Origin of the sequence: Paenibacillus sp. JMULE4 (assembly GCF_013337105.1) — a bacterium.
GTDB classification, from domain to species: Bacteria; Bacillota; Bacilli; order Paenibacillales; family NBRC-103111; genus Paenibacillus_G; species Paenibacillus_G naphthalenovorans.
Window position 1 is genome coordinate 63,038 of sequence record NZ_SGWF01000003.1, and the last position, 25,429, is coordinate 88,466.

At 48.0% G+C, this 25,429-nt stretch carries 25 protein-coding genes; 24 read left to right on the top strand and 1 reads right to left on the bottom strand.

The annotated features are described in order from the left end of the window. From EXW96_RS01535 to EXW96_RS01635, 21 genes are all read left to right on the top strand, one after another. Positions 1 to 927 (top strand): hypothetical protein, encoded by a 927-nt coding sequence (locus tag EXW96_RS01535; RefSeq protein ID WP_174349694.1) that lies wholly within the window; start codon positions 1 to 3, stop codon positions 925 to 927. A gap of 30 nt (positions 928 to 957) precedes the next feature. Then, on the top strand, positions 958 to 1,134 hold the full coding sequence (locus EXW96_RS01540; RefSeq protein ID WP_171005906.1) for a hypothetical protein: 177 nt from the start codon (positions 958 to 960) through the stop codon (positions 1,132 to 1,134). Beyond that, a complete protein-coding gene (locus tag EXW96_RS01545) occupies positions 1,131 to 1,676 on the top strand; it encodes a hypothetical protein (RefSeq protein WP_062409672.1) in 546 nt (181 codons plus the stop codon). The genes EXW96_RS01540 and EXW96_RS01545 overlap by 4 nt, the downstream gene beginning before the upstream one ends. A 179-nt stretch (positions 1,677 to 1,855) precedes the next feature. Next, positions 1,856 to 2,206, top strand: coding sequence for an S-layer homology domain-containing protein (locus tag EXW96_RS01550; RefSeq protein ID WP_174349695.1), 351 nt, complete (start codon positions 1,856 to 1,858; stop codon positions 2,204 to 2,206). Between the two features lie 80 nt (positions 2,207 to 2,286). Further along, a complete protein-coding gene (locus tag EXW96_RS01555) occupies positions 2,287 to 2,958 on the top strand; it encodes a hypothetical protein (protein ID WP_174349696.1) in 672 nt (223 codons plus the stop codon). Further along, positions 2,951 to 3,670, top strand: a complete 720-nt coding sequence (locus EXW96_RS01560) for a hypothetical protein (protein ID WP_174349697.1) — start codon at positions 2,951 to 2,953, stop codon at positions 3,668 to 3,670. The genes EXW96_RS01555 and EXW96_RS01560 overlap by 8 nt, the downstream gene beginning before the upstream one ends. A gap of 17 nt (positions 3,671 to 3,687) precedes the next feature. Next, the gene (locus tag EXW96_RS01565; protein ID WP_174349698.1) at positions 3,688 to 3,975 is read left to right on the top strand and encodes a hypothetical protein; all 288 of its coding nucleotides are present in this window, start codon (positions 3,688 to 3,690) and stop codon (positions 3,973 to 3,975) included. A 177-nt stretch (positions 3,976 to 4,152) separates the two neighbouring features. After that, a complete protein-coding gene (locus EXW96_RS01570; protein ID WP_174349699.1) occupies positions 4,153 to 5,244 on the top strand; it encodes an S-layer homology domain-containing protein in 1,092 nt (363 codons plus the stop codon). A gap of 11 nt (positions 5,245 to 5,255) precedes the next feature. Continuing rightward, a complete protein-coding gene (locus EXW96_RS01575) occupies positions 5,256 to 11,684 on the top strand; it encodes a glycoside hydrolase family 78 protein (protein WP_174349700.1) in 6,429 nt (2,142 codons plus the stop codon). 314 nt (positions 11,685 to 11,998) lie between these two features. Further along, positions 11,999 to 12,376, top strand: coding sequence for a hypothetical protein (locus EXW96_RS01580; protein ID WP_062409664.1), 378 nt, complete (start codon positions 11,999 to 12,001; stop codon positions 12,374 to 12,376). Positions 12,377 to 12,603: 227 nt separating this feature from the next. Beyond that, the gene (gatC, locus tag EXW96_RS01585; RefSeq protein ID WP_062409663.1) at positions 12,604 to 12,891 is read left to right on the top strand and encodes an Asp-tRNA(Asn)/Glu-tRNA(Gln) amidotransferase subunit GatC; all 288 of its coding nucleotides are present in this window, start codon (positions 12,604 to 12,606) and stop codon (positions 12,889 to 12,891) included. A gap of 28 nt (positions 12,892 to 12,919) precedes the next feature. Continuing rightward, a complete protein-coding gene (gene gatA / locus EXW96_RS01590; protein ID WP_062409662.1) occupies positions 12,920 to 14,377 on the top strand; it encodes an Asp-tRNA(Asn)/Glu-tRNA(Gln) amidotransferase subunit GatA in 1,458 nt (485 codons plus the stop codon). Between the two features lie 19 nt (positions 14,378 to 14,396). Then, positions 14,397 to 15,845, top strand: a complete 1,449-nt coding sequence (gene gatB / locus EXW96_RS01595; protein ID WP_062409661.1) for an Asp-tRNA(Asn)/Glu-tRNA(Gln) amidotransferase subunit GatB — start codon at positions 14,397 to 14,399, stop codon at positions 15,843 to 15,845. A 103-nt stretch (positions 15,846 to 15,948) separates the two neighbouring features. Next, complete coding sequence (locus tag EXW96_RS01600; protein WP_054819583.1) at positions 15,949 to 16,401, top strand: GNAT family N-acetyltransferase; 453 nt, start codon at positions 15,949 to 15,951, stop codon at positions 16,399 to 16,401. A 212-nt stretch (positions 16,402 to 16,613) separates the two neighbouring features. Then, positions 16,614 to 17,306, top strand: a complete 693-nt coding sequence (locus tag EXW96_RS01605; RefSeq protein WP_174349701.1) for an MgtC/SapB family protein — start codon at positions 16,614 to 16,616, stop codon at positions 17,304 to 17,306. Between the two features lie 76 nt (positions 17,307 to 17,382). After that, a complete protein-coding gene (locus EXW96_RS01610; protein WP_235594158.1) occupies positions 17,383 to 17,988 on the top strand; it encodes an RNA polymerase sigma factor in 606 nt (201 codons plus the stop codon). Beyond that, positions 17,939 to 18,406: an anti-sigma factor gene (locus tag EXW96_RS01615; RefSeq protein ID WP_062409657.1), complete on the top strand. Its 468-nt coding sequence runs from the start codon at positions 17,939 to 17,941 to the stop codon at positions 18,404 to 18,406. The genes EXW96_RS01610 and EXW96_RS01615 overlap by 50 nt, the downstream gene beginning before the upstream one ends. A 13-nt stretch (positions 18,407 to 18,419) precedes the next feature. Beyond that, entirely contained in the window at positions 18,420 to 19,070 is a 651-nt protein-coding gene (locus tag EXW96_RS01620) for a hypothetical protein (protein ID WP_054819586.1), read from the top strand. A 12-nt stretch (positions 19,071 to 19,082) separates the two neighbouring features. Then, positions 19,083 to 20,327, top strand: coding sequence for a DUF4097 family beta strand repeat-containing protein (locus tag EXW96_RS01625; RefSeq protein WP_137671255.1), 1,245 nt, complete (start codon positions 19,083 to 19,085; stop codon positions 20,325 to 20,327). A gap of 63 nt (positions 20,328 to 20,390) precedes the next feature. Then, positions 20,391 to 20,822: a Fur family transcriptional regulator gene (locus tag EXW96_RS01630; RefSeq protein WP_062409655.1), complete on the top strand. Its 432-nt coding sequence runs from the start codon at positions 20,391 to 20,393 to the stop codon at positions 20,820 to 20,822. 104 nt (positions 20,823 to 20,926) lie between these two features. Continuing rightward, the gene (locus EXW96_RS01635) at positions 20,927 to 22,642 is read left to right on the top strand and encodes a glycosyl hydrolase family 18 protein (protein WP_174349702.1); all 1,716 of its coding nucleotides are present in this window, start codon (positions 20,927 to 20,929) and stop codon (positions 22,640 to 22,642) included. A gap of 76 nt (positions 22,643 to 22,718) precedes the next feature. Here the strand turns inward: EXW96_RS01635 and EXW96_RS01640 are convergent, their stop codons facing one another. Continuing rightward, positions 22,719 to 23,111, bottom strand: a complete 393-nt coding sequence (locus EXW96_RS01640) for a DUF2614 family zinc ribbon-containing protein (protein ID WP_062409653.1) — start codon at positions 23,109 to 23,111, stop codon at positions 22,719 to 22,721. Between the two features lie 136 nt (positions 23,112 to 23,247). Between EXW96_RS01640 and EXW96_RS01645 the strand changes: the two genes are divergently transcribed. The 3 genes from EXW96_RS01645 (at position 23,248) to EXW96_RS01655 (ending at position 25,383) form a co-directional block, all read left to right on the top strand. Continuing rightward, a complete protein-coding gene (locus tag EXW96_RS01645; RefSeq protein WP_174349703.1) occupies positions 23,248 to 24,132 on the top strand; it encodes a nucleotidyltransferase-like protein in 885 nt (294 codons plus the stop codon). A 244-nt stretch (positions 24,133 to 24,376) separates the two neighbouring features. Further along, positions 24,377 to 24,577 (top strand): sulfur carrier protein ThiS, encoded by a 201-nt coding sequence (gene thiS / locus EXW96_RS01650; protein ID WP_054819590.1) that lies wholly within the window; start codon positions 24,377 to 24,379, stop codon positions 24,575 to 24,577. Between the two features lie 32 nt (positions 24,578 to 24,609). Beyond that, positions 24,610 to 25,383, top strand: a complete 774-nt coding sequence (locus tag EXW96_RS01655) for a thiazole synthase (RefSeq protein ID WP_054819591.1) — start codon at positions 24,610 to 24,612, stop codon at positions 25,381 to 25,383. Positions 25,384 to 25,429: the final 46 nt, after the last annotated feature.

A 25,429-nucleotide genomic window follows, 5' to 3' on the forward strand; every position in this document is an offset into this window, starting at 1 on the left:
ATGCTGGGTTTGTTTTGGAACATATGGATCGTATCTCATAAAGCTGTATTTATAGGTCTATTTACGGGCGGCAACGCCTTGCTTTGGTTTACGCTGCTCGGACGCCTGAGGATGGGGCTGGGACGTGCGAACCGGTTAGCCCTTATGCTGGAGCGGGCGAAGAGAAGAGAGCGGGACGTCCTCGCTATGGAAAAAGAGATCGAGAATCCGCGAGCGCGTGATTTTGCGGAGAAGGCTCGTCTGGCAGGTCTTCCGTCCGATTGGAGCTACAACCGGTTTCGAGTTTTGCGCGCAGGAATGGCTTTGTCGCTCTTATCGTTGGGCCTTGCAGCGCAGCTTACGAATCCGGAAGGGATAATATACGGCCAGTCAACCGGATCATGGATATGGCTGCTGCTGAAGGGGGGCGCCTGCATTGCGGTCGGATGGTGGATGCCGATGCTGTTCGTGCTTGCTTCGGCAAGCAGGAGGAGGGGCGAGTATTTAATGGAAATCGCGAAGCTGGCCGAGCGTCTGTCGGTCTGTGTGAGCGACAAGGCGGATATTCGCGACATGCTGATTCGCGCCGGAAGGCCGCTAAAGCTGTTGAGCCCGCACCTTCAGGAGCTGACGGTCATGTGGGGCAGAGATCGGCGCGCCGCCATTTGGAGATTCAAGGAATCCGTAGGCATTTCCGAGGTATTTCCGCTGGTTAATGCACTGGAAGCGATCAGTCAAGCCGATGCCAGGGAAGTGGCCCAGGTGCTTAAGGAGCAAACGGCGGGCATCGAAACGACACTGGCGGCCGAGATCAACCGGAAAATCGAGAATGCGCCTGTCTGGATCAGTTTTTACATCATGATTCCTTTCGGCATGATTGTACTCCTTTTTTTGTATCCGTGGGTCATCACGATCTCCGAGCAGCTGATGACGAGTTTTCAGGGATAACCACTATTATATAAGGAAGGATGATTTTAAATGGGTAAATTAGTTATTGCTTGTCTTCTTACCGTGTTATTGGGGGGCGCCGCTATGTTTATTGCGGGAACGCAGGTGGGGCCGGCCGTCGGTGCCAAAGGCACAAATCTTCACACGAGCATCTCGACCGCCACAGTCAACCAGGTGAGCGGTGCCGTAACGGCGACCGCCCCTTGAAAAAGCTGCTAAGAAGGGAGGAAGGCAGCGCACACCTGCTGCTGTTCGCTCTTTTTGGGATCATAGCGGCCGCCTTCCTCTGGGTTACGGCCTTCAACTGGATGATGCAAACGCACAGCCTGACCAAAACAAAACCGCTGCTTGATCGGGCAACCCACGCGGCTTCCTTGAATATAGACAAGAGGGAAGCCGCGCTTGGCCGTTTGGTCTGGGACAGCGCAAGGGGAACGGATGATTTTTACAAGTATTTGCGGCTCAATTTAAAGCTTGGTCCGGAATTGACTCCTTTGTCCAGAAGCCATTTGAAGGAAGCCCCTATTGTCCACCATTTGGAATATGTTACCAACCCAACGTATCCTTATGTGCTGAATCGGACCATCACCGTCCACAGCTCTACAGACCGGCAAACGACACGCAGCGTGAACGTAACCATCTACGGCCCGTCCATTGTCGCCATCATAGAGGTGAACCGATCCCTTCTGGGCCAGCCGCATAGCGAACCGGTCGTATTAAGCAGCGTAGCCAGTGTAAGATTTCGCTAATCCGTATCAATTGGATATAATTACCTGTAAAAAAACGGATTACAAGCTACAATATACCTATGGCCGGAGGCGGCTTGAGGGAGAAAAGTCCTGTATTCCCGGGGGGTTGACGAGGCGCCGAGGAACCGGAAATCAAGGGCAGCAACAGCATGCCCTGTACAAGGAAAAGGGGAAAAATAATGAAGAGACTAAGAACAACATTCATGGCCGCACTCATTGCGGCTGCTTTATTGGGGACTTCAAATGCTTTTATCCCAACGGCTAAAGCGAGTTTTAATGATGTAGCAGGCCATTGGGCCGAAGCTGCTATTAACGCGGCAGTCACAAGCGATTACGTCGACGGCTACGAGGACGGCAGCTTTAAACCTGATCAAAATGTAAGTCGCGCTGAATTTATTAAATTAGTCGTTACAGCCATGAAGCTGACTGTTCCTCAAGCAAAGGATGGGGAAGATTGGTACACGCCCTATGTCACGGCCGCAAAAGAAAAAATATACATCGAGCGGAAGACTTTACAAGCGGCGATCTAAACACTCCAATATCCAGGCTTGAAATGTCGCTTATATCCTTGCGTGCAACACGAGAGGATATGCGGCAGGAAGGAGTCTTGATGGACAACGATTCCGTGATGTTCAATGCCACGAAAACCGGTTTGATTCAAGGGCTGTCCAAAGGAGAACTGGGACAGGATAAACCAACGACAAGAGCGCAATCCGTAACCATCATCGAACGCATACTTAAATTAAACAAAGGGGAAGCCCTTCCGGTAGATAAAACTGCCTTGGGTAACGCCGAAATCGCTTTACGTGGCACAAACTTTGAAACGGCATACGGGCTAAGACAAGCGGTTACTCTCCCGATTGAGCATGACTTGACAAAAGATATCAAGATGAAGATTAAGGAAATCATTTTCTTTGATTCTTCGGATAAGGAGTCTCCTTATTGGGATCTTCTGGCCAATAGTGAACGACAAGACAATCTGGATAACAGTTACTACTTTGCATACAAGATTGAATTTACTACAGAATCGGAAAGAGATTATAACTTGCGTGTCAAAGATAATTTTCAAATGGTAGGGTGGCTATCCGTGACGTCAGATAGCAGCCGTGGTGTTTCGGTTATTGGTTCAAATCTAGTAGGGTCGAGAGAAGGTTACGTGATTTTTGCTCTCACCAAAGATGGTACAGAATATCAACGTATAGCGTTAAGAAATAGCGCTTATACCATAAATCAAAAGGACGTTCTGTTATTCTCAAATGTAAAGGGGCTTTTCGATGAATAAAAAGCACTTTTCATGGCTAATGGTAGTTGTCTTTTTGGCACAATTAATACTACCCTTCATTGATTACCGCGTTGCATTCGCAGCCGAATCGAAAACGATGTATATCGATTTCCAATCAGGCACGTTAAGGAATCAGCCGGTCAGCGGTGAACATTATTCTGCCAACAATACATGGTCAAAAAACATTGATCTTACACCTTATATTGACGGGACAGTAAAAGATGTGAAAATCACCGTAGGATCTGGTCAAACTGCAAATCGATCCAGTAGCGGCAATACCGTTACTATTAATGTAAATGGAAATGAGCTAACGGTTTATGGCATGGCAGCAACAAATCCGGGCCATCAAATTTATCGTTTACCTGATGGAAAACGGTGGGAACACAAAGGAGCAAACACAAGTATTTATCAATTTGTTCCGAACGATGCAGCCTCTGGAGGCATTACACAAAAGCCGGGGATTATTCCTAGTGAGGGTTATATCAGGCCCTCAAGTTCCTCAACGGCCAGTCCAACGCCAACGGCATATAATGGAACGAATAAGGAAGGTAACGATCTAAGGTATCTGTTTGGTAATCCACCTAAAGATATGGTGGATATTGCACCAAACTGGAATATGAATGGAGCTGCGGTGACGCGGGCTTACAATGTCCCTCCACCATCTGTATTTTATAAAACTCAACCAACACTAGACAAAGTTATTCAGGCATGACCGCGGATGTATTGGGTATGCAAGTGGTTTGCGCATACGCTGCCGATGGTGTTAGTTCTACTAATGCTTGTGCTAACCTGGATGTAGTCCCCTTGGAATATGTTACCAACCCAACGTATCCTTATGTGCTGAATCGGACCATCACCGTCCACAGCTCTACAGACCGGCAAACGACACGCAGCGTGAACGTAACCATCTACGGCCCGTCCATTGTCGCCATCATAGAGGTGAACCGATCCCTTCTGGGCCAGCCGCATAGCGAACCGGTCGTATTAAGCAGCGTAGCCAGTGTAAGATTTCGCTAATCCGTATCAATTGGATATAATTACCTGTAAAAAACGGATTACAAGCTACAATATACCTATGGCCGGAGGCGGCTTGAGGGAGAAAAGTCCTGTATTCCCGGGGGTTGACGAGGCGCCGAGGAACCGGAAATCAGGGGCAGCAACAGCATGCCCTGTACAAGGAAAAGGGGAAAAATAATGAAGAGACTAAGAACAACATTCACGGCCGCACTCATTGCGGCTGCCTTATTGGGGACTTCAAATGCTTTTATCCTAACGGCTAAAGCGAGTTTTAATGATGTAGCAGGCCATTGGGCCGAAGCTGCTATTAACGCGGCAGTCACAAGCGATTACGTCGACGGCTACGAGGACGGCAGCTTTAAACCTGATCAAAATGTAAGTCGCGCTGAATTTATTAAATTAGTCGTTACAGCCATGAAGCTGACTGTTCCTCAAGCAAAGGATGGGGAAGATTGGTACACGCCCTATGTCACGGCCGCAAAAGAAAAAAATATACATCGAGCGGAAGATTTTACAAGCGGCGATCTAAACACTCAAATATCCAGGCTTGAAATGTCGCTTATATCCTTGCGTGCAACACGAGAGGATATGCAGCAGGAAGGGGTCTTGATGGACAACGATTCCGTGATGTTCAATGCCACGAAGACGGGTTTGATTCAAGGATTGTCCAGAGGGGAACTAGGACCGGATAAGCCAACGACAAGAGCGCAATCCGTAACCATCATCGAGCGCATACTTAAATTAAACAAAGGGGATACCCTTCCCGTAGATAAAATAGCCTTGGGTAACGCCGAAATCGCTTTACGCGGCACGAACTTTGAAACGGCATACGGGCTAAGACAAGCGGTTACTCTCCCGATAGAGCATGACTTGACAAAAGATATCAAGATGAAGATTAAGGAAATCATTTTCTTTGATTCTTCGGATAAGGAGTCTCCTTATTGGGATCTTCTGGCCAATGGTGTTCGGTATGATCAAAAAAGTCTGGATAACAGTTATTACTTTGCATACAAGATTGAATTTACTACAGAAACTACTAGAGATTATCACTTGCTCGTTACGGATAATTTTAAAATGGTAGGGTGGCCATCCGTGACGTCAGATAGCAGCCGTCGCGCTTTAGTCGTTGGTTCAAACCAAGTAGGATCGAAAGAAGGTTACTTGATTTTCGCTCTCACCAAAGATGGTACCGAATATCAACGTGAAGCATTAAGAAATAGCGGATACTATGTGGGACAAAACCGGTTTCCATTATTTATCAAAGAATAAAGAGGTTTTTCATGAAAAAAAAGCGTTTTTCATTGCTCATGCTAGCCGTTTTTTTGGCACAATTCATACTGCCTTTCATTGAATATCAAGTTGCATATGCAGCCAAATCCAAAACAATGTATATCGATTTCCAATCAGGCACGTTAAGCGATCAACCAGTCACCGGTGAACATTATTCTGCCAACAGCTCGTGGTCAAAAAACATTGATCTTTCTCCTTATATTGATGGCACGGTAAAAGATGTGACGGTGACCGTAGGCCCTGGACAAACTGCAACTCGATCCTTAAACGGCAATAGCGTTACAATTAATGTAAATGGTAATGAGCTAACGGTTTATGGTAGGGCATTTACAAATCCGGGTCATCAAATTTATCGTTTACCTGATGGAAAACGATGGGAACACAAGGGAGCAAACACAAGTATTTATCAATTTGATCCGGACGATGCAGCCTCTGGAGGCATTACGCAAAGGCCGGGGATTATTCCTGGTGAGGGTTATATCAGGCCGGCAAGCTCCTCGACGGCCAGTTCGACGCCTACCACATATAATGGAACGAATAAGGAAGGTAACGATCTAAGGTATCTGTATGGTAGTCCACCCAAAGAAATGGTGGATATTGCACCAAACTGGAATATGAATGGAGCTGCGGTGACGCGGGCTTACAATGTCCCTCCACCATCTGTATTTTATAAAACTCAACCAACTGAAGGTAACCCAAGACCTAATGATCCGGTTCCACTTGTTGATCCGAGCAGCATTCGGTTAACAGGTGCCTCAGAGAAGCAGATTGGTAACGGTATTGAACCATACTCATGGGGATATATTAACGGATCAAATCAAATTGCCGTTCGTCGGGCATTAGATACGTTTTGTACATTCTACGCGAACGACCCTGTACCTGTAGGTGACCCAGATGATTGTATAATTGAAAGCAAAAATACAGGATATGGACAGCTTAATAACTATGTGATGGAAGTCAATACGGATTGGCAAGCCAAGACCTACATTTACAGCATGGGGAAGGTTGAGATTACTTATGAAATACCAGCCACCCCCGACCTCGCTGCGCAGGAAATCAAAGTCGATAATGCTTGTATCCCGGTAGGAAGCACACAAACCATCAGGTATTCGTACAAGAACATTGGCGTAAGCACCTCCACGGCGTTCACGGTGCAGCTAAAAGTAGATGGTGTAGTGGTGAAGACAGAGAATGCGTCAGGCGGGGCCAACAATGGTGTGCTGCTGGGAGGAACTTATTCTTATACATTCAGTACAGCTGCGCCTAAAATCTTCTCACTGGTCGTAGACTCCGGTAATACCGTTGGAGATACGAATCGATCGAATAACACCACTAATGAAACGTTTACCCCCCAAGCGACTTGTGAAACAACGCCTCCTCCTACACAAGAACCAGGAACTTTAACGGGGGAATTAACGATCCAAAAAGGTTTTCTGCCTTGGAAGGAAAATAACGTTTTTACGGTTGAAACCAGACCGCAAGGGTGTGAGCTGAGTAAGTTTAAATGGCACATGTCCGGTAACGGCGGGGAGTTGACCATGCCGCCTCCTGGAGCAGCAGATCATGGTTGGTATCCGAACACAAGTGGTAACACGAACTCCTGGGTGTTCGCTTTTGATCATGCTACTAAGCAGTATCCGGCCAATATGAAAAGCGGTACGGTTACGGTAACCTTCATTGCATTAGACAGCTGCGGAGTCGAAAGAACCATTGGGCCGAAGACGTTTGAAATCGGACCGCCGCCGCCTAATAACCCTCCGCAGCTTAGAGTTACATTCGTAGATACAGCGGGTGAACCGATCAGCACGGCGATTGTCGGAGATACGGTAGGGTTAAAGGTAACGGAGCTGAAAGATCCTGACGGCGACCCGATTACGTTCTATTGGGATTTTGAGGACCCTATGAACACCACCGAGTGGGTGCGCGGGCTGCCAGGGAAACACAGCTGGAGTAAGCCTTACACTAGACAAAGTTATTCAGGCATGACCGCGGATGTATTGGGTATGCAAGTGGTTTGCGCATACGCTGCCGATGGTGTTAGTTCTACTAATGCTTGTGCTAACCTGGATGTAGTCCCCCCAAACCCAATACCTAAAATAAAGGGACAGCAGGTAATTAAAGTAGGTCGTCCATTAACCATTCCTTGGGATTCAAGCGAAAGCTATTCACCGGTAAAAGGTCGCATGATTGACCATACAAAGGATGAATGGATAAATGCCAAGCAGAGTTATTCTGTAGTCGGTACTGAAAAAATTCAATTGCATGTCTATGACAATACCGGCCTAAAATCGTTGGAGCCTGATACATGGGATTTAACGGTCATTCCGGACCAACCGCCCGTGATTGATTTTCAGTACAGCGCCACAGTGTCCAGAGTAGGAACAGCAAAATTTCGAAATGCCTCTTACAGCCCAGATGGGGATACGATAGTTCAGTACAGGGTTACTTATGGCTATGATGCTAACAACAATGGAAATTGCACTCCGACCAGCACTCTTATATCTTCTAATAATGAAGTTTTTGATTTTAAGCCAGATAAGGTAGGGAAGTATTGCTTCCGTGTTTATGCCAAAGAGGATTATGGAAAAGATGCTTACAAAGATTATGTTGTCGAATCTATTAATGACAGTCCAGAAGTATCCTTCACGGTAAGTGGTGAAACTACTGAACCGGAACCGGCGATCTGGAATGGGATTCCTAACGGAGATTTCCTAACTGACAGCTGGATAAACACCACTTTGGATAAGAATGTTATTCCTAAATTCGCATGGAGGATTTCACCTGCGGGAACTTTATCTACTGGAGTTAGGACCGACAACATAAGCAGCATATCTCCGGGACAATATAAAATGCCATCACTTGCATTACCAGATGCTCCGGGAACACTAGCAGGAGGGTATGGTAGTCTGCCGGGTATTACTTTCTTTTCTACCCCCGACTATTATTTGGGAAATAATATGTTTTTGGTTGGTGGTTACCAGTCATGGTATGAAAGGCAGAGACTTTATATAACAGGGTTCCACCTTCCTCAACCGATACAGTTAATAGAATTCCCTTTCGACTCTCGCTATACTGTTCACGTAAAAGAAGATGTGGGAGAGGTAATAGTACTTCATTCAAATCAGTTCGCGGTCCAAGGAAGTCCTTACGATATTACAACTCAGTGGAAAAGGTATAAAATAGCCTCCTTGCGGGGTGGAAATATATCTATAGATGCTTCTGGATCTTATAGAATGCAAAATTCTAGTGGTTGGTTTGGACCAACGAATAAATCAGGGGTATTCCCGACATACAGTGATGGATCAAGTCCGTTTGATTTACAAGTTTTGATGAAATTCAACTATGACTATAAATCTATAGACTTGACTAATCGTATAATAAAGTCCTACACCTTTGACAACCTAACAACTCCATACAAGGTAGAGACCTACACGGACGTTCCATCAGAAACGGGGGACTTTGGTGGGCCAAAAGTACATCCCGGTACGATGGGAAGCGTTAGCTTCAGGGCCCCTAGCGGAAACATCTATTTCACTGCACAATACTATATGTATAAGTTTGACGGTGATACAGGAAAGATTACCAGAATTGGTCAAGCAGGGAGTTGGTCTGAACGTGCAACCATAAGTGGTGTTAATGAGGATGAAACTTTAGTTAGGTATAACCTAACCTACGATAGTAGTGTTTCTGGAGGCCAACAGTACAGATACCTTGATGTCGCAACAGGTCAATCTCACTGGGCAACCATACCTGCTGGATTCAATACAAACTTTGACTTAGACACTGATTTGGGGTTCGACGGCGACATAAACGGCAGATCACTGGAATACAGCAGAGTAAAAGAAACCAGGACCGGTAATTTTCTTTTTGACACATCTTGTAACACTTATGCATACAACCAACTTACTATTATATCTGAGAGTCTTTATATAATGTGTGGGCAAGTCTATAGTTTCACTCCTAGTAGTTCACAAACTCAGAACACTAACGAACATTTTAGTTTCGGTCAAATAATGAAGCCATCCATGTCTCCTTTATTTGATGCGACTATTCAGTGGGAACAAAAAGCTAATGCCACGTACTTGGATTACATTCCTTACGGAATGTCTTTCAGAATTCAAGACTCGAAAAATATGTATCGTCTAGAGTCTATGAAAGACAGATTGAGATTAGTGAAAATTGTTAACGGAAGAAAAACAACGATCTCCGAAATTGCTAGAAGTTCATTTAATAATGTTTGGTATAATTATCAAATAAAAATGAACGGTAACAGATTTAGGATATATGAAAATGGGACTCTTGTTATAGATAAAACAGATTCCACTTTTTCTTCCGGAACATTTGGACCTTATTCCCTACAGGAATACTCTGAGTTCAAGGGCATACGCTATGCCATTTATCCACCGCAAACATCCAAGTATCTTAATGGATACGCTCTAGTGGACAAGGAGGTTAAATACGAGCATACTTTTTCTGACCCAGAAAACGATCCAAGATATGATAACGGGACCCAATGGAAATACGCCCATGTGGACACCACCATATTCTTGGACACCGGGGACGGGAAGAGCGGATTGTCCAGCCGTCACGGACAAACCGTAACAACGCCTATCCTGAATTTTGATAAGGTTGGAGTGTATAAGATCGAGTACAGGGCGCCGGATGATCCGCACCCTAATCACAGGCTGGCGGACGGATCTCAAGCATTCCAGGATTACTCAAAATACTCAGATTGGTACACTCAGCAGCTTATTGTTCATCGGGCTCCAATATCTAAATTCACGCTAAGCCTAGCAGCTGATAATACCATTGCTTGGACCGATCACAGCTTCGATCCGGACCGGTGTTATGCAAAAGGCAACTGCCAAGCGCCTTATGCCGACAACAGTGGGATTTACGCCAAAAAGTTTTATTACGTGACACCTAGCGGCAACACGGTCGCTTCCAAACTGGTTAGACCTACGGAGTCGGGAGTTTACACCGTATATATGGCAGTTCAGGATGAATACGGGGCATGGAGCGATTGGTATGAGCAAACCATTACGGTTACCGTCATACCGCCGCCAAATGTACCGCCGACAGTGACGCTTACGTTCCCTACAGGTACCCAAGCCAATCCGACACCTGTCAGCTTGCAGCCGACCATACGATGGAATCAGGCGGATGCTAATCCAGGAACGATTTTTACCGTATTCAACCTCATGATAAAGGATGAAGCCGGTTTTTGCGTCGAATGCTTGAATCACCAGGTTATGGACACAACGGCAGCCTCCTGGGCCTGGACCATGGAAAATCGTTTGCTTATGGGTCAGAAGTATTCGGCGCAGGTTCAGGTCAGCGATGGGGAAGCCTGGTCGGGGTGGAGTAATATCGGATGGATGACGACAAACCGTCCTCCTGAGGCTTATATGAGTTATCCTTATGGAACACAGGCGAATCCGACGATAGCCAATACGCTGCGGCCTACGCTTGCTTGGTCGCAGACAGACCCGGACCCGGGAACCCTATTCACTCATTTCCAGATTCAAATTACTAATGAGGCAAATACGGTCATGGTGCTGGATAGCGGAAAAATTGTTCAAAACACCGCAAGCACAAGCGCATCCTGGACTGTAACGAGCGATCTGCCGGCAGGGCAAAAACTCAGGGTGCGCGTGATGGTGTGGGACCAATACGGAGCTGCATCCGACTGGTCTCCGCAAGCATGGCTTTATATTAACCGCGCGCCAAGCGGCACGCTTACTTTTGCAAGCCCAATTTATGAACACGATACGCCTGCGTTTACGGTTATTTCATCCGATCCTGACGGAGACGCTTTGTCCATAACCGTTGAAAGCAGCTTTAACGGAGGCGAATTCTCAACCATCCGGCAGTGGCATAACGTTCCTTCGGGACAACAAAGCGTGTTTACTTATGGCCCTATACCCGAAGGTAACTATGTGTTCCGACTTACGATTCATGATGGTTGGGGAGGAATGTTTCAACAAACGTATTCCTTTGTGGTCCTTCCGTTGGATATTACGGGATGGGTAAACCACACACCGGAGTGGGAAAGTTACCGTCAGGCCTGGAATGCGAAATACCCGCAGCGGCAAAGGGGCGAGAGGGATTTTTGGGCCGGAGAAGCGTTCGAGCTGGCCGCTCAGGTGACGGATACGGGTGTAAGCGCAACGAAGCCCGACGATGTGGATGCGACGCTAATCGAAACAGGAGAGACCGTCCCTCTTACCGGCAGCAATGATATTCGCTTCACAGGGCAGCTGCTGAATACGGATCACGTTCGTATGCTGCAAAACGGAGAGGAGTACACATTCCGGTTCAAAGTCCGTTGGACGAACGGCTTGGAGCAAACGACGGATGTACCCGTTCGTATCATAGGAAGCATGTATGATGTCATCGTGAACCAAATCCGGCACTAACCGGTCGAATAAGCGGAGGATTCGCAACGAATTCTCCGCCTTTTTTTAACGCTTAAGGAATTATGCAAAGATAACCTCTTCTCTTCAAAAAAGATGATGATATGATTAAATCAAAGGCAGGCAATCTCAAGCATTGCTTGGCCAACGAAATAATGATAAAATTAATAGAATTCATATTAATGCTTCTGGCACCAGTGCAAACAACGATTCATGAATTATCTTGCAGTTACTAATCTATCAGAACAATTGATCATATATGATTTTTGACATGAATCAAGAGGCAAGGGCCGGTAGGACCAAGAGGGGGAGCGTCCATGCTGCGTTTAGGGCAAAAAGTTATTATTGTCGGCGACAGTTTTGAACAAAATTTGCCGATCGGCGAATATGGATATATCATTGCGTATGACCGTAATGCGGATAATGTATTTGATTATGTGGTACGCGTACCGAAGGTGAATAAGCATTATTTTGTACCCGGGGCCGATGTTGAGCTTGAGGAAGTGCTGCTGCAGCAGGAGGTTGACCGGGTGGAGCGGGAGGCGCTGATCGATTATGCGCTTGCCACGAAGAATGAAGAACTGTTTCGCCGCATCATGAACGGCGATTCAGAGGAGCCGGTCGCCGATACGAACAAGGATGTTCAGACACGCGAAGATTTTATTAAACAAATCCACTTGAAAGCGTGGATTTAACGTCAAATACTGCACTAACATACGGTCAAGAAAACACCGGCTGGAAGGTGATTTTTTGGCCGTTTTTGTGTTCATTCTCATAGTGACCGGTGAATCCGGAACGACGTATTCGTTCATCTCCTATTATATTGTCTATTACACGCCTGTCCTATACCCTGACAATTGAGTTCAAAATCCATCTAGGCTATAATGAAAAGAATGATTGCTTAAAGAGTGAGGTGCAGGAAATGAGTATTACGATCAAGGATGTGGAGCACGTAGCCGCATTGGCCAGACTTGAACTTGGGGATCAGGAAAAGGAGCGGTTCACCGAGCAATTGAATGCCATATTGAAATATGCCGAGCAGTTGAATCAGCTGGATACGGACGGCGTTGAGCCGACAAGCCACGCGATGCCGCTCGTGAATGTCATGCGCGAAGATGTCGTTAAGCCCTCTTTGCCGATCGAGAAGGTTCTGCTGAATGCGCCGGATGAAGAAGACGGACAGATCAAGGTGCCGGCAGTATTGGAATAACGTAAGACTACGAAGGGAGGATTTTCGCTTGTCTTTGCTTAATTTGCGTCTGCAAGAATTACATAACAAGCTTCATGCCAAAGAAATCACGGTCACCGATCTGGTGGACGAATCGTATAAACGAATTGCTGCAGTAGATCATAAGGTGAGAGCTTTTCTCAAGCTGGATGAAGAAAACGCGCGAAAGGCGGCCAAAGCTTTGGACGAGCATTCCGGAGAGGGGCATCCCCGCGGACTGCTTTTCGGTCTGCCTATCGGCGTGAAAGATAACATCGTCACCGAAGGCGTGACGACGACCTGCGCGAGTCAATTTCTCAGCAATTACAATCCGATCTATGATGCCACCGTCGTGAGCAAGCTGAAGGAAGCTGAGGCAATCTCCGTGGGCAAGCTGAACATGGATGAGTTTGCCATGGGAGGCTCGGGCGAGAATTCCAGTTTTTATCCAACACACAACCCCTGGAATCTTGAATATGTTCCGGGCGGCTCCAGCAGTGGTTCCGCCGCGGCGGTAGCGGCCGGCGAAGTGTATTTCTCGCTTGGCTCGGATACCGGCGGGTCGATTCGGCAGCCGGCGGCGTACTGCGGCATTGTAGGTATGAAGCCGACATACGGCCTGGTGTCCCGTTATGGTTTGGTGGCTTTTGCCTCCTCACTCGACCAAATCGGGCCGCTGACCAAAAACGTGGAGGATAGTGCTTACCTGCTTCAAGCGATTGCAGGCCACGATCCGAAGGATTCGACATCCTTGAATACGGAAATTCCCGACTATATCAGCGCATTGACAGGTGACGTCCGGGGATTGCGTATTGCTGTACCGAAGGAATACCTTGGTCAGGGAATCGATCCGAAGGTGAAGGATGCTGTGCTGACGGCATTGAAAGTGCTAGAAGGGTTGGGAGCCGTCGTGGAAGAAGTATCCCTTCCGCATTCGGAGTATGCCGTTGCCGCCTATTATCTTTTGGCGTCCTCGGAGGCGTCCTCCAATCTGGCTCGTTTCGACGGAGTGCGGTATGGCGTACGCGCCGACAATCCAAAGAATTTGCTGGACGTATATCTGAAATCCCGCAGCGAAGGCTTCGGTAATGAAGTAAAGCGCCGGATTATGCTCGGCACTTACGCATTAAGCTCCGGCTATTACGATGCTTACTATTTGAAGGCGCAAAAAGTGCGCACTTTGATTAAACGCGACTTCGAACAAGTGTTTGAAAAATATGACGTGGTCATCGGGCCGACTGCGCCGACAACGGCTTTCCGCATCGGTTCGCAGACAGAGGACCCGCTCACCATGTATTTGAACGATATTCTGACGATCCCTGTCAATCTGGCCGGCATACCAGCGATCAGCGTTCCTTGCGGATTCTCGGACGGACTGCCGGTAGGTCTGCAAATTATCGGCAAAGCGCTCGATGAATCGACGATTCTCCGCGTAGCCCATGCTTACGAGCAGCACACCGACTTCCACAAGCAGCGTCCGCAGCTGTAATAGAAAGGAGCAACCTTAAGTGACAGCAGCAACCGATAAGAAATACGAAACCGTCATCGGACTCGAGGTGCACGTGGAATTGCACACGAAATCCAAGATTTTCTGCGGCTGCTCCACCTCATTTGGAGCTCCGCCGAACACGCATACCTGTCCGGTTTGTTTAGGACATCCCGGCGTGCTTCCCGTGCTGAACAAGCAGGCGGTGGAATATGCCATGAAGGCAGCAATGGCGCTCAATTGCCGGATCGCAACGGAAAGTAAATTCGACCGGAAAAACTATTTTTACCCTGACTCCCCTAAAGCTTACCAAATTTCGCAGTATGACAAGCCGATAGGCGAGCATGGCTGGATTGAGATCGAAGTGAACGGCGAGACGAAGCGCATCGGCATTACGCGCGTCCATCTGGAGGAGGATGCGGGCAAGCTTACGCACGTGGACGGAGGATATGCTACGCTTGCCGACTACAACCGCGTCGGCACTCCGTTGATTGAGATCGTATCCGAACCGGATCTCCGTTCTCCAGAGGAAGCGCGCGCATATCTGGAGAAGATCAAGGCCATCATGCAGTATTGCGACGTTTCCGACGTGAAGATGGAGGAAGGTTCCCTGCGCTGCGACGCAAACATCAGCTTGCGTCCTTTCGGGCAAAAGGAATTCGGTACGAAAACCGAGCTCAAAAACATGAACTCGTTCCGCGGCGTTCAACGCGGTCTGGAATACGAGGAATGGCGGCAAGCAGACGTGCTGGATAGCGGGGGCCATATCGTGCAGGAGACGCGCCGCTGGGATGAGGCCCAAGGCAAGACGCTGACGATGCGCAGCAAGGAGGAGGCTCACGACTATCGCTATTTCCCCGATCCGGACCTGGTCTCTCTGTATATTGATGAGGAATGGAAGGCTCGCGTCCGCGCATCGATTCCTGAACTGCCGGATGCGCGCAAGAAACGCTACGTCAGCGAATATGGTTTGCCGAGCTACGACGCGGAGGTCATTACCTCTTCCATCAAGCTTGCTGATTTCTTCGAGGAGAGCTTGAACTTCACGAAAGACGCCAAGGCGGTTTCCAACTGGATTATGGGCGACCTGCTCGGATATTTGAACGCCAACAGCCTGGAGCTTGCCGACGTGAAAATTACGGGTAAAGGTCTGGGAGAAATGATCGGGCTTATCGAAAAAGGAACGATCAGCAGCAAAATCGCCAAAACCGTATTCAAGTCTATGCTGGAAACGGGCAAAGACCCTCAGACCATTGTTGAAGAGCAAGGTCTGGTGCAGATCAGTGATGAAGGGGCGATTAAAGCCGTTGTCGATCAGATTGTGAATAACAATCCGCAATCGGTTGCCGATTATAAGGCGGGCAAAGAAAAAGCGGTCGGCTTCCTGGTCGGACAAGTCATGAAGGAAACCAAGGGCAAAGCCAATCCGGGTCTGGTAAACAAGCTGATTATCGAACGTCTTAACGCATAATGTAAATCCAAAGTGGTATGCGCCTCGGTCCGGCGTGGCAATTGGGTGTGCCGGACTTTGGAGGTCATTACCGCTTTCTTTATGCACAAAGGGGGCGAAATCCATGATTCGTGCAATCGATCTGAACGATACGCAGGAAGTGCTGGAGTTCCTCACCCTGCAGCTAACCGCTTATCGGGTGGAGGCGGAGCTGATCGGTTTTGAGGAAATTCCTCCGTTGTTTGATTCCCCGCTCAGCTTAAAAGAATCCGGGGAATCGTTCTTCGGTTATTATGAAGAAGGAAAGCTCAGAGGTGCCGCGGCATGCAAGCAGAGCGCCAGAGAATTGACGATCAGCCGCATGATGGTGTATCCGGATTGTTTTCGCCGCGGAATTGCAAGCAAACTGCTGAAGCACCTTGAGCAATTTGCGCTGCCGGGGATGAGGATTATCGTATATACGGGGACGAACAATATTCCTGCCGTTCAATTGTATGATAAACATGGATACCAGCCGCTTCAGATGCAGTTGGTGGCACCGGGGATTACATTAACGAAATTCCAGAAAGTGTTATAATCGCGGCAGTTTACGGTTTTTCACGATCCGTTCGTGCCGCCCGATAGGGAAACCAACAGATAAGGCCTGTTTCGGCCTTTTTTTGCTTTTTATAGGGAAATATAGCATATAGAGGCACCCGGCATTTTTTTTTGCAAAGTCTCCAGTAACGAACCTTTCCGTGTTACAATAATCTTCATTAATCTTTATCATTGATCGGGAGGCGACGGTTTATGAATGATCCGTGGACAATTGACACGCTGCATATTACGCTTCGTTTACTGCTGGCCTTATTGTTAGGTGGAGTCATCGGATTCGAACGGGAGCAAAATAATCGTGCAGCCGGGCTGCGCACTCATATTCTTGTATGCCTTGGGTCTACGCTGATCATGCTGTTGTCGATGTATGGGTTTGCTGAATTCGCCAAGCTGGATAATGTCCGGTTGGATCCTGCCCGGCTCGCGGCACAGGTGATCAGCGGCATCGGATTTTTAGGAGCGGGAACGATTCTTTTCACCGGTAAGTCTATCACGGGGCTTACAACGGCGGCTTCCTTGTGGGTTGTCGCGGCCATTGGCCTTGCCGTCGGCGCAGGATTTTATTATGCCTCGGTTCTGACTTGTGCGCTGGCTTTGGTCAGTCTTTTTTTACTAAACCTCGTCGAGCAAAAATATTTTCACACGAAAAAAACGCTTTTTTTTAAGCTGGAGGCTACCGATAGTCCAAGTCTTCTCGGCCGAGTTGTTACTATGCTGAGCAAGCAAGGCAACGTCATTCAAAAGCTTTCGGTGGAAGAAATTGCCATGGAGAATGGGAATCGGCTTCAGATTACTTTAATGCTTCGCTTAGCCAAGAATGTAAAGGTTGCCCAAACGGTGGAGGAACTGATGAGCTTAGATGGAGTGAACTCGGTTTCATGCGATTAATTTTTGGCGCAAAGTGAAGGGATTTTGGAATGCGCCGCGTCTAAGAGAGTGAAATAAGAAACAGCAAGGCGGTGAAATGATGGAAATCATGACGGATGAACAGCTGGCCGACCAGGTCCGTCAGGGTGATCATGAAGCTTATCGGGAGCTGATTGAACGCCATAAGGACTATATTTATACGCTGATCTACCGCATGATTGAGCATCGCGAAACCGCCGAGGATTTGACGCAGGAAGTATTTATCAAGCTTTACCGTTCATTGGATCGCTTTCGCGGGGAGTCACAACTGAAGACCTGGATTTACCGCCTTACTGTCAATATGGTGACGGATTATCTGCGCTCCCGGCGCAGAAGGCCGCACGAGGCGGTGTTGGACAAAGTCAAAAGCTGGTTCGGCGACCGAAAGCAAGAACCGGAAACCCGCGCGCTGCAAAAGGAAGAACAGCAAACCGTACTGACGCTGCTCGCAGAACTGCCTGAGAAATACAGGCTCATCATGTATTTGTACCATTACAAGCAGTTAACCTATCAGGAAATATCGGAGACTACCGGGCTGCCGCTCAAGACCATTGAGACGAGATTATATCGGGGTAAAGCACTGTTGAAAGAAAAATGGCTGGAGGTGCGGGATCATGGCTGTCATGCATCCGAACGATCAAGAGCTGCAACGATATCTGAATAGAAGGTGCTCCGCGAAGGAAGACCGACGAATCGGTTATCATATCAAAGCGTGCTCCGGCTGCCGCAGGAGAATCTCCGTTTTACTGGACATGGAGATGGCTTTAGAGGAGCTTCCTGTTCTGCAGGCTCCAAGTGATCTGGCAGACCGGGTGATGTCTTCGATCGAAGTCGAAGCTTCATTGGTTCATTCCGGACGGGACTCGGGTCGAACTGCTGTAAGCGGGAAGCGGCGCGCGTATTGGCGTTCCGAACTGATCAACGGGCTGGTCGCCACCGCGGCAACTTATTTATTTATTAGTACCGGCATTGTAGGGAAACTGATCAACCTCGATGCGGGCGAGCTTGAGGCCGGTCTACGCTCCGGTGCAATCCAGTTCCTTCAGGCCGTCGGAGAGGTTTCGCGCCATTTGCTGTTCTAAGGAGGAGTCACCAATGCAAGGTCAGGATCAATCGAAAGATCCGAATATCCATAAAGACGACCAAGAAGAAGCTTTTTTACGGGAGAGAATGGAACGCTACGGGCAGGCCCGCAGGCGGCAGCCTTATGATCCGGTCTTTGATCAGCGGTTGCCCCGTAAAAACAAATGGATCGCCGGAATTCTTTCCTTTTTGATCCCCGGTACGGGTCAGCTCTACTTGGGTCTCATGCGGCGGGGCATGGGCATCATGCTGCTGATGATTATCGATATTTTTGCCATTGTATTCTTTGCCACAAGCAAAGCGACAAGCATCCCGCTCATTGTTTTATTCTCTCTGCTTGTGCCTGTCATTTATTTCTATAATATCTTTGATGCGCTGCAGCAGACGGACAAAGTCAACTATGCCGGTTCTTCTTATGGCGTTGGCCATAGTGCACGGGACGAAGAGGGGATGTTCTTCCCGGGGGAGGAGCCGAGAAAGCCAAAGCTTCGGGGGAACGGATTCGGCTATGTATTGATTGCTGCAGGGGCGCTCCTTATACTTGTGAACGGTAAACCGGCTTGGCTTGATCATGTGTTTGATTTTTTGGGATCGTCAACCGGAGCAGTGATCCTGATTGCCGTAGGGCTCTATATGTTCATTAAGGAATCGACGAAAAAATAAGGAGAGACACATATGCATAAAGCAGGTCGCTTTACTGCGGCGGTTCTGCTCGTGCTGGTCGGCGGAGCCGTGATTGCGGACAGGAGGATGAATACGAACTTCACGACGGTGCTTATAGATTGGTGGCCGCTGCTGTTCATCTTTTTGGGCGTGGAATATATTTTGTTCAATATGAAATACGGGAACAGCGAACGCCAACTGAAGCTGGATTTGGGGGGCATCATCTTTGCCGTCATGATCTCAGCGGTGGTGATTGTGAGCACACAGACAACGGATTTTTTAAAAAAGTTCGACGGATTCCATTTTTCGCAAGCCATTGAATCCATAACTTCCGAAGGGTACCGGTTTGATAAAGACGTGACGTTGATTCCGCTTTCTTCTGATACGGAAACCATACGAATCGGTAACCTGTCGGGTAACGTTGTCGTACAATCGGGTCAGGTTGATCAAGTGCAGGTGGAGCTTACTGTCATCGTGAAGGCAGACAATGAAAACGAAGCCAAGCCGATTGCAGATGAGTCCAGGCTGGAATTTGATGAAAGCGACGGCACGCTTGATATTCAGGCAGTTGCCAAGGAGTATCCGGGATCCTTTTTCGGCAGCCGGAAGCCGCGGATGGATCTGGTGGTCACCCTGCCGGAGAAACAGAAGGTCAATCTGGATATGAAGCTGGAGAATGGTAAAATCAATGCTGCAAGACTTCCAATAAAAGAACGGTTTACCGGGAAAACTACAAACGGAGAAATTCAGGTATCTGAATTGAATGGCGATTTGCGCTTCACCACGTCTAACGGCCGGATTCTGGCAGCGCACACACAAGGCAGCTTGAATCTGAAAACCTCAAACGGACGGGTTGAAGTCAACAACCATCAAGGCGATGCAGTGATAGAGTCTACCAACGGAGAAATTCGTGCGATGAATGCATCGGGGACGATTCAAACGGAGACCTCCAATGGAGCCATTGTGATTGATGGTGTGCTAAAAGAAGTTAAGGCACATACAAGCAACGGATCCGTCGACATTTCAAGCCGAACGGTGGATGGAGATTGGGATGTCAAGACATCGAATGGGAAGATTGACGTGAAGCTTCCGTCTGCCGGGGACTATCGGGTTGAAGGAAAAGGCAGCGAAGATGGTATTCAGACCAATCTTCCGCTGATAGTACAAAGAGATACGGTTACCGGGACCATCGGCGGAGGGCAGCATCGGATCCGGCTGGAGACGAATGACTCTCTGTCTATCCAAATGATGAATTGACAATTTACCCGGCATGCGAATAGAATAAAGTGATGTATTTTCTTTGAGCGGGCGGTGCACACCATGAACCTTGCTTTAGAACAAGCGTTAAACAAACTCAAGACGATGGGCGTTCGAATGACTCCGCAGCGGCATGCCATTTTATCCTATTTGCTTGATACGATAATTCACCCAACGGCGGATGAAATTTATAAGGCGCTGTCGCCGCGTTTTCCCAGCATGAGCGTTGCCACCGTATACAATAACCTTAAAGTGTTTATTGAGGCCGGATTGGTTCGGGAGTTGACGTACGGCGATCATTCCAGCCGGTTTGATGCGAATTTGTCCGATCATTACCATGCGCTCTGCGAGCGGTGCGGCAAACTGGTTGATTTTGCTTATAAGCCTTTGAACGATTTGGAACAGGCGGCGGGAGAATTGACGGGTTTTCACGTGAAGAGTCACCGTGTTGAAGTGTACGGCATATGTTCCGATTGCGCGATGCAATCCACATGATAGATTGATAGATTTAAGGTATAATGGACGTGTTCGTTCCGCCTGTTGGCGCTCGAATACGTCTTTTCTTTTTATCTCAACATTGTGGATACGGGAGTGAAGCCATGCGTCGTGGGAAAAAACGTAGAAAGCCCCTGCTGCTTATGACGATTGCCGTTATGTGCGGCATGGTTTTCGGACTTTATTATTGGTCGGTCTATGTGCCGAGCTCCAAGCATGAAGAACCGGGCTTTGAAGGGAATCCGAAACCGGTGTTTTATCAAGGGACCATGCTTAATGATCCGGCCATCGGGTCTAAAGAAAGTTTAAAACTCCCTTTGGACATTGTGAAAGAACACATCGATCCGTCTCTGATTTACGAGGAATCATCCGAATCGACTATTATAACCACTCAAGATAAGGTAGTTCGACTGCGGACAAGCGAACTGACGGGAATGATGAATGAGAAACCGTTCAAACTCCGTTTTCCGCTGGAAAAAAAGGACGACAAGGTGTACCTTCCCATTGATCCGCTAAAAGACTTGTATGAGATCGAACTGCGCGAGTCCGAAGAGACCGGTGCGGTGCTGATGTTCAAAGCGGGCGATACCGTGCGTTGGTATCAGGCAGTTTCATATCCCGGCAAGCCGGACCGAACGATTCCCATGCGTCGGGATCCCTCGATTAAAGCGATCATTTTAGCCGACGTGAAGCAGGGAGAGAAGGTGATGGTATGGGATGAGCATGAACAGTGGCTGCGTGTTCAGCTAACCAGCGGTTATATGGGGTATATTCGCAAGGAGCAGCTGGTTGCCGATCAGGAGGAGATCATTCCCCAAAAGAAGCCTGTCGCCGAATTCGTTCCCAAGCAGCCGGTCAGCGGAAAAGTGAATTTAACCTGGGAGCATGTGGTCACCAAAAATCCGGATACCTCCAGCATTCCTCCGATGCCGGGAGTCAATGTGGTCAGTCCCACCTGGTTTCATTTGGAAGACGGGGAAGGCAATTTGAATAACCTGGCCGATCCGGCCTATGTCAAATGGGCCCACGAGAGGGGATACCGGGTTTGGGCACTCTTCAGCAATGGGTTTGACCCGAAAAGGACGACCGATGCCTTATCCACTTACGATAAACGGATGACCATGATCAAGCAGCTGCTCGCTTTCACGCAGATGTACTCGCTTGATGGCATTAATATTGATTTTGAAAACGTGTATCTCAAAGATAAACAAAACCTGGTTCAATTCGTCCGTGAAATGACGCCGCTTATGCATGAACAGGGGCTTATTGTCTCGATAGATGTAACGCCGATATCCAGCAGCGAGACGTGGTCTCTCTTTTACGACCGTAAAGCGCTTGTGGAGTCGGTCGATTACATGATGCTGATGGCTTATGACGAGCATTGGGCAAGCAGTCCGAAGGCAGGGTCAGTGGCATCGCTGCCTTGGGTGGAACAGTCCATCGTTGCGCTCCTTGAGGAGGATATCCCCCCGTCAAAGCTGATTTTGGGAATACCTTTTTATACCAGGGAATGGACGGAGGAAGTGAAGGACGGCAAAACCAACGTGAGCTCAAGGGCCGTGTTCATGGATAGGCCGCAGCGGATCATCAAGGAGAAGAACCTGACTCCTGTTTTTTCTGCAGAAACCGGTCAAAACTATATCGAATATGAGGAAGACGGCAAGCGCAAAAAAATCTGGATCGAGGATGAGACCTCGGTTAAAGCGAGAATTGCACTGGTGAATAAATATCATCTTGCCGGAGTCGCTTCCTGGCGCAGAGGCTTTGAGAACCCGCAGGCGTGGAACTGGATTCATTCGACGCTCGAATCAAAGCAATAAAAAACTGGCTTTGCCGTAACGCGGCGAAGCCAGTTTTTTTGTGTCGGCTATCGGGATGAGGCCGGCAAACTCCCGATCAAGTAGAGGATGTCGTTTCGCTTCGGCTGACCGAAGTACCGGCAGTTTCCTCCGGATTTTCGCTCGGAGCGTATTTGGGGTCGAATGTTAAAATGGTTTTGCAGTACATACAGCGGTCGGTTTTGCCCAGCATTTTGGTATGCTTTCCGCATTCAGGACATACCAGTACCGTGGCGCTTGTTGACATCATGCCTGCTGTAAAATAAACGGCCATACTGACCAGCATGGAAATTCCGCCAAGCACCATGCACGTCGCCGCTAGGATGCGCCCTATTTTTCCCCATTCAAAGACGATACCCGCAAGTCCGGTAATCATGAGCAGCATCCCGCCCATCGTCAGAAGGAGCCCCCATAACCGGAATTCATTTACTTTACTTGACTTGAACCTCATTAACGTCACTTCTTTCATAGGAATAATTATGTGAATTTTGACACAAAACCTTGGCAGGAAACTGAATTTGAATGTAGAAATAATCATAAATATTGCATTATTTGATTCTTGCGCTCAAAGTCAGGAGGCTTCCTTGATGGAATCAGTAAAACAATATTGGGTTGAAAAACTCCGGCAGGATGAAGCTGTCATCAGTGTATCGGCAGTCGATAGCCCTTCGATGTTCTCTTCCGTGACGGACGGATTCGATATTCTGCTTCTTGTCGTCAGTCATGACAATAAACGAACTTATCAACAAATTCATTATATAAAAGACAACCTACGTATACAAGAAAGGTGGATCAGTCCTGATGCGTTGGAGCAGTGGATCCTGCATGCAGAACACAGCAACTTGATTTATTGGATCTTAAAAGGGGAGATACTTTTGGATCGGAATACGTATATGGAGAGCTTGCGTCATAAGATCCTTGAATTCCCGGTTGAGCTGCGGGAGCGCAAGCTTCTTATTGAATTCTCCAAGTTTTTGCGGTGCTACCTGCAGAGTAAAGAATATATATTAAACGAGCATTTTCTGGACGCTTACAACAATATTCTTGAAGCGCTGCGCCACTGGGCGCGGATTGTCATTATTGAATCGGGAAGCCATCCCGAGGTTACCGTATGGCGTCAAGTGAAAACGATTAATCCCGGGATTTATAAATTTTACGAGGAGCTCACCTTAAGCAGGGAAACGTTAAAACAGCGAGTGCAGCTGGTTTTGCTGGCTTGTGAATTTTCCGTGATGTCGAAGATGGAGAACTGCTGCAAGCTGCTTATCGATTTGCTTGCGAGCAGAGAGGAAGCCTGGAGCCTGCAGGAACTGCAGCAGGTTCCGAAGCTGGCAGATGTGAAAGCGGAGCTTCCGCTGCTGGTGAGCAAGCTGGTCAAAAAATCGCTGGCCAAAGAGGTGATCTTTACGATCGACTCTGAATTCTCCGTGCTTGAGCTTCGTTATAAAGGTGTCAAGAACCAAAGTTTGTGATATAATGTCAACAATTGAATAGCCACTAGGGGAGCCTTCATGCAAGCGGGGCTGAGATAAAGAAGCGAATTCTTTGACCCTTGGAACCTGATTACGGCAGTCCGCAGAACGCGGACGGCAACTGGATCATACCAGCGTAGGGAAGTGGACGAATGTTTACGGATTTGTTGTAAGGCATTTGCTCATCAAGTCGACCTGCTCTGGGTTGGCTTTTTTTATGTACGGATTTAGAGGAGGTGAACGGATGAGACTCATCGTGAACGGGGAGCCAAGAGAAATGGACAACGTTTCTACGGTAGCGGAAATGCTGGCGGCGTTCAAACTGGAGAACAAAATATTGGTAGTGGAATTGAACAAGGAAATAATTGAACGCGGCACATATAACGAGACGCGTCTGAATGATGGTGACCGGGTGGAGATCGTCCATTTTGTCGGCGGAGGTTAACATATTTTTGTACAATGAAGGAGATAATGAACATGAGTGAAACGTTGAAAATTGGTCCTTATGAATTTAAATCCCGGTTGCTTTTGGGTACGGGGAAATTTACGGATCTGAAAATTCAAGAACAAGCTGTTCGTGTCTCGGAGGCGGAGGTACTGACGTTTGCCATTCGCAGATTGCCGATCGATAACCCGGATGCACCTAACTTTCTTGAAACCTTGGATTTGAAAAAGTTTACCCTACTGCCTAATACAGCCGGTGCCTATACGGTAGAAGAAGCGGTGCGGATTGCCCGTCTCGCGAAAGCCTCCGGATTGTGCGATATGATCAAAGTTGAAGTGATCGGTGATCCAAGAACCCTGCTGCCGGATCCGGTCGGCACCCTTGAAGCGACCAAAATATTGGTGGATGAAGGCTTTATTGTACTTCCTTATACTTCAGACGATCCGATACTTGCGCGCAAGCTGCAGGAAGCGGGAGCTGCGGCGGTGATGCCGGGCGCTTCGCCGATCGGCTCCGGTCAAGGTATCGTAAACCCGAATAATTTGCGATTTATTTTGGAAGAAGCGAAGGTGCCGATTATCGTTGATGCTGGAATTGGCGGACCTGCCGATGCCGCTTTGGCGATGGAGCTTGGAGCAGACGGCGTTCTACTGAATACGGCAGTGGCCGGAGCGGGTGATCCGGTTCTGATGGCTGAAGCGTTTAAACTGGCTGTCGAGGCGGGACGTAAGGGCTTTATTGCCGGCCGGATCCCTAAGAAACGGTATGCCTCCGCGAGCAGTCCGGTTGAAGGTATGATTGAATAATGGAAAGCAGGAGCTCTTTGGCCCTAAGGTACAGCAGAGCTCCTTT